Source organism: Epilithonimonas zeae, from assembly GCF_900141765.1.
Lineage (GTDB): Bacteria > Bacteroidota > Bacteroidia > Flavobacteriales > Weeksellaceae > Epilithonimonas > Epilithonimonas zeae.
Window position 1 is genome coordinate 1 of the sequence record NZ_FSRK01000004.1, and the last position, 5,364, is coordinate 5,364.

The 5,364-nt window shown below is 46.8% G+C and carries 2 tRNA genes and 3 rRNA genes; all 5 read right to left on the minus strand.

The features are described from left to right. Positions 1 to 40: 40 nt before the first annotated feature. The 5 genes from rrf to BUR19_RS18685 all read right to left on the minus strand — a co-directional run bounded on the left by rrf (position 41) and on the right by BUR19_RS18685 (position 5,200). A 5S ribosomal RNA gene (rrf, locus tag BUR19_RS18665) occupies positions 41 to 148 on the minus strand. 192 nt (positions 149 to 340) lie between these two features. Beyond that, positions 341 to 3,094, minus strand: a 23S ribosomal RNA gene (locus tag BUR19_RS18670). Between the two features lie 158 nt (positions 3,095 to 3,252). Then, positions 3,253 to 3,326 (minus strand) — tRNA-Ala (locus BUR19_RS18675). Between the two features lie 88 nt (positions 3,327 to 3,414). Continuing rightward, positions 3,415 to 3,488 (minus strand) — tRNA-Ile (locus tag BUR19_RS18680). Positions 3,489 to 3,683: 195 nt separating this feature from the next. After that, positions 3,684 to 5,200, minus strand: a 16S ribosomal RNA gene (locus BUR19_RS18685). The 16S, 23S and 5S rRNA genes sit together here with 2 tRNA genes alongside, the layout of an rRNA operon. Positions 5,201 to 5,364: the final 164 nt, after the last annotated feature.

Sequence of the window (5,364 nt, forward strand, 5' to 3'; positions counted from 1 at the left end):
AAAAAAAGCTCATCAAAATAAATTGATGAGCTTTAAAAAAAACTGGCGGCGACCTACTCTCCCGCTTTCGCAGTACCATCGGCGCTAGAGGGCTTAACTTCTGTGTTCGGAATGGGAACAGGTGAGCCCCTCTGCTAAAACCACCCTAAAGGCTGTTTGTACAAAAGGTTGTACAGTATATTTATATTTAAATAGAGAGATTAGATTTTAGAGCTTAGAAGTTAGATTAAATCTAAATTCTAACATCTCATTTCCAACTTCTAGTTAAAAAATCGATAAAAACGTTCACAAAGAGAGAACCTTTGTTGCGCAACAAACGCTTGGGTTATTGTAACCAATAGGCTATAAATCTACGGGTAATTAGTACTACTCGGCTATGACATTACTGTCTTTACACCTGTAGCCTATCAACGTCGTCATCTCCAACGACCCTTAAAAGATGTCTCATCTTGAGGCGAGTTTCGCACTTATATGCTTTCAGTGCTTATCTCTTCCAAACGTAGCTACTCAGCGGTGCACCTGGCGGTACAACTGATACACCAGAGGTTTGTTCAATTCGGTCCTCTCGTACTAGAATCAAGCCCTCTCAAACATCTAACGCCCGCAATAGATAGAGACCGAACTGTCTCACGACGTTCTGAACCCAGCTCGCGTGCCACTTTAATGGGCGAACAGCCCAACCCTTGGGACCTTCTCCAGCCCCAGGATGTGACGAGCCGACATCGAGGTGCCGAACCTCCCCGTCGATATGAGCTCTTGGGGGAGACTAGCCTGTTATCCCCGGAGTACCTTTTATCCTATGAGCGATGGCCCTTCCATACGGAACCACCGGATCACTATGTCCTGCTTTCGCACCTGATCGACTTGTAGGTCTCACAGTCAAGCACCCTTATGCCATTACACTCTACGCACGGTTACCAAGCGTGCTGAGGGTACCTTTGAAAGCCTCCGTTACTCTTTTGGAGGCGACCACCCCAGTCAAACTACCCACCACGCAATGTCCTTCTAAAAGAAGTTAGGCTCCAAGTAAGTAAAGGGTGGTATTTCAACGTTGACTCCACGAACACTAGCGTGCCCGCTTCATAGTCTCCCACCTATCCTACACATTACTTACTCAAAGTCAATACGAAGTTATAGTAAAGGTTCACAGGGTCTTTTCGTCCCATTGCGGGTAATCGGCATCTTCACCGATACTACAATTTCACCGAGCTCGTGGCTGAGACAGTGCCCAGATCGTTACACCATTCGTGCAGGTCGGAACTTACCCGACAAGGAATTTCGCTACCTTAGGACCGTTATAGTTACGGCCGCCGTTTACTGGGGCTTCAGTCAAACGCTTCGCTTACGCTAACGCCCTTCCTTAACCTTCCAGCACCGGGCAGGTGTCAGACCCTATACAGCATCTTTCGATTTAGCAGAGTCCTGTGTTTTTGATAAACAGTCGCCTGGGCCTCTTCACTGCGGCCAGCATTGCTGCTGGCGTCTCTTCTTCCGAAGTTACGAGACTATTTTGCCTAGTTCCTTAGCCACGACTCACTCGAGCACCTTAGGATTCTCTCCTCGACTACCTGTGTCGGTTTTGGTACGGGTTGCTTCACTTCGGCTTTTCTTGGAAGCGAGTTCACTACAGCAGCTTCGCCCGAAGGCTAGGCCTTGACTATTCCGTCAGTCTCCAGTAGCTACGTCACTCCGTCCCCTTTTTAGTGTGAGCAAGTATGGGAATATTAACCCATTGTCCATCCACTACCCCTTTCGGGTTCGCGTTAGGTCCCGACTAACCCTCAGCTGATTAGCATGGCTGAGGAAACCTTAGTCTTTCGGTGAGGGGGTTTCTCGCCCCCTTTATCGTTACTTATGCCTACATTTTCTTTTCTATCCGCTCCACAATACCTCACGATACTGCTTCGGCGCAAATAGAATGCTCCCCTACCAGATATAATAAATTATAAATCCATAGCTTCGGTAATATGCTTATGCCCGATTATTATCCATGCCGGACCGCTCGACTAGTGAGCTGTTACGCACTCTTTAAATGAATGGCTGCTTCCAAGCCAACATCCTAGCTGTCAATGCAGTCCAACCGCGTTGTTTCAACTTAGCATATATTTAGGGACCTTAGCTGTTGGTCTGGGTTCTTTCCCTCTCGGACACGGACCTTAGCACCCGCGCCCTCACTGCTGAGAAACATTTATTAGCATTCGGAGTTTGTCAGGAATTGGTAGGATTTGACTCCCCCGCATCCAATCAGTAGCTCTACCTCTAATAAACTTGTCTCAACGCTGCACCTAAATGCATTTCGGGGAGTACGAGCTATCTCCCAGTTTGATTGGCCTTTCACCCCTACCCACAAGTCATCCGAAGACTTTTCAACGTCAACCGGTTCGGTCCTCCACTTTGTGTTACCAAAGCTTCAACCTGCCCATGGGTAGATCACAAGGTTTCGCGTCTAATCCTACTAACTATGCGCCCTATTCAGACTCGCTTTCGCTCCGGCTCCGGACCTGAAGTCCTTAACCTCGCTAGTAAAATTAACTCGTAGGCTCATTATGCAAAAGGCACGCCGTCACACCATATAGGTGCTCCGACCGCTTGTAGGCGTACGGTTTCAGGTTCTATTTCACCCTTCTATTCGAAGTGCTTTTCACCTTTCCTTCACAGTACTTGTTCACTATCGGTCTTTCAGGAGTATTTAGCCTTGGAGGATGGTCCCCCCATATTCAGACAGGATTTCACGTGTCCCGCCCTACTCATTTATCATCTATGTATGCCTTTCAAATACGGGGCTATCACCCTCTATGGCTGTTCTTTCCAGAACATTCTTTTAAACATATAAAGACTTTTGGGCTAATCCGCTTTCGCTCGCCACTACTTACGGAATCTCTTCGATTTCTTTTCCTCCGGGTACTTAGATGTTTCAGTTCTCCGGGTTTGCTCCTCTTACGAGGTAATACATCTTCAATGTATTGGGTTGCCCCATTCGGACATCTGCGGATCAATTCGTGTGTGCCGATCCCCGCAGCTTTTCGCAGCTTACCACGTCCTTCTTCGCCTCTGAAAGCCTAGGCATCCGCCATACGCCCTTAACGATTTCTTTCCTATTTTTAGGTTACTCAAGCGCTTGTTTGCGCTCGGTTTTCTCTTTGTGATGTCTTTACCGTTAATGTCAATGATCTTTGTTGCTTTCTATTCGTCTGATGAACAATTGTTGTTTTTGGCTCCAATCGTAACTTTTAAATCAAACTCCTAAAACAGTGGAGAATAAGGGAGTCGAACCCTTGACCTCCTGCGTGCAAGGCAGGCGCTCTAGCCAGCTGAGCTAATTCCCCCTCTAGTAGACTTCAGATGTCAGATGATAGATCTCAGACTTAATGTCTGTCGTCTCATATCTGATTTCTTCCCGTCTTTTACAATTAGTAGTCTCGGGCAGGCTCGAACTGCCGACCTCTACATTATCAGTGTAGCGCTCTAACCAGCTGAGCTACGAGACTTCATTTTTAGTTGTCGGTTGTTAGTTGATAGTTGTCAGTTTTACTAACTTCTAATGTCTAACCTCTAACTTCTTAAACTAAATCTCTTTCCCTTTACTAATTTCTAGTGGGTTTATTTTTTATATAATCAACCGAGTAAAAAAACCAAAGCTTTTTGTATAAAGCACTTTAATATTTTTTGACGTATAGTCTCTAAAATGAGATGTTCCAGCCGCACCTTCCGGTACGGCTACCTTGTTACGACTTAGCCCTAGTTACCTGTTTTACCCTAGGCAGCTCCTTTTACGGTCACCGACTTCAGGTACCCCAGACTTCCATGGCTTGACGGGCGGTGTGTACAAGGCCCGGGAACGTATTCACCGCGCCATGGCTGATGCGCGATTACTAGCGATTCCAGCTTCATAGAGTCGAGTTGCAGACTCCAATCCGAACTGAGACCGGCTTTCGAGATTTGCATCACATCGCTGTGTAGCTGCCCTCTGTACCGGCCATTGTATTACGTGTGTGGCCCAAGACGTAAGGGCCGTGATGATTTGACGTCATCCCCACCTTCCTCTCTACTTGCGTAGGCAGTCTCACTAGAGTCCTCAACTTAATGCTAGCAACTAGTGACAGGGGTTGCGCTCGTTGCAGGACTTAACCTAACACCTCACGGCACGAGCTGACGACAACCATGCAGCACCTTGAAAAATGTCCGAAGAAGGATCTATTTCTAAATCTGTCATTTCCCATTTAAGTCTTGGTAAGGTTCCTCGCGTATCATCGAATTAAACCACATAATCCACCGCTTGTGCGGGCCCCCGTCAATTCCTTTGAGTTTCATTCTTGCGAACGTACTCCCCAGGTGGCTAACTTATCACTTTCGCTTAGTCTCTGAATCCGAAAACCCAAAAACGAGTTAGCATCGTTTACGGCGTGGACTACCAGGGTATCTAATCCTGTTCGCTCCCCACGCTTTCGTCCATCAGCGTCAGTTAAGACATAGTAACCTGCCTTCGCAATTGGTGTTCTAAGTAATATCTATGCATTTCACCGCTACACTACTTATTCCAGCTACTTCTACCTTACTCAAGACCTGCAGTATCAATGGCAGTTTCATAGTTAAGCTATGAGATTTCACCACTGACTTACAGATCCGCCTACGGACCCTTTAAACCCAATAAATCCGGATAACGCTTGCACCCTCCGTATTACCGCGGCTGCTGGCACGGAGTTAGCCGGTGCTTATTCGTATAGTACCTTCAGCTTTCCACACGTGGAAAGGTTTATCCCTATACAAAAGAAGTTTACAACCCATAGGGCCGTCGTCCTTCACGCGGGATGGCTGGATCAGGCTCTCACCCATTGTCCAATATTCCTCACTGCTGCCTCCCGTAGGAGTCTGGTCCGTGTCTCAGTACCAGTGTGGGGGATCACCCTCTCAGGCCCCCTAAAGATCATTGACTTGGTAGGCCGTTACCCTACCAACTATCTAATCTTGCGCGTGCCCATCTCTATCCACCGGAGTTTTCAATAATCAATGATGCCATCAATTATATTATGGGGTATTAATCTTCCTTTCGAAAGGCTATCCCCCAGATAAAGGCAGGTTGCACACGTGTTCCGCACCCGTGCGCCGCTCTCTCATTTCCGAAGAAACAATACCGCTCGGCTTGCATGTGTTAGGCCTCCCGCTAGCGTTCATCCTGAGCCAGGATCAAACTCTCCATTGTATGTTTGTTTGTCCTTATACTCAAACTCAATTTAAAATTGACGCTTTGGTTTTTTTTCCTTACTTGGTTGTTATATGTTATGTCAATGAACTTTGTTCTTTTCGCTTCATCAGGAATCTTAATCTGTCATCTTGTCCCTGATTTGCGAGTGCAAAAGTAAAAAG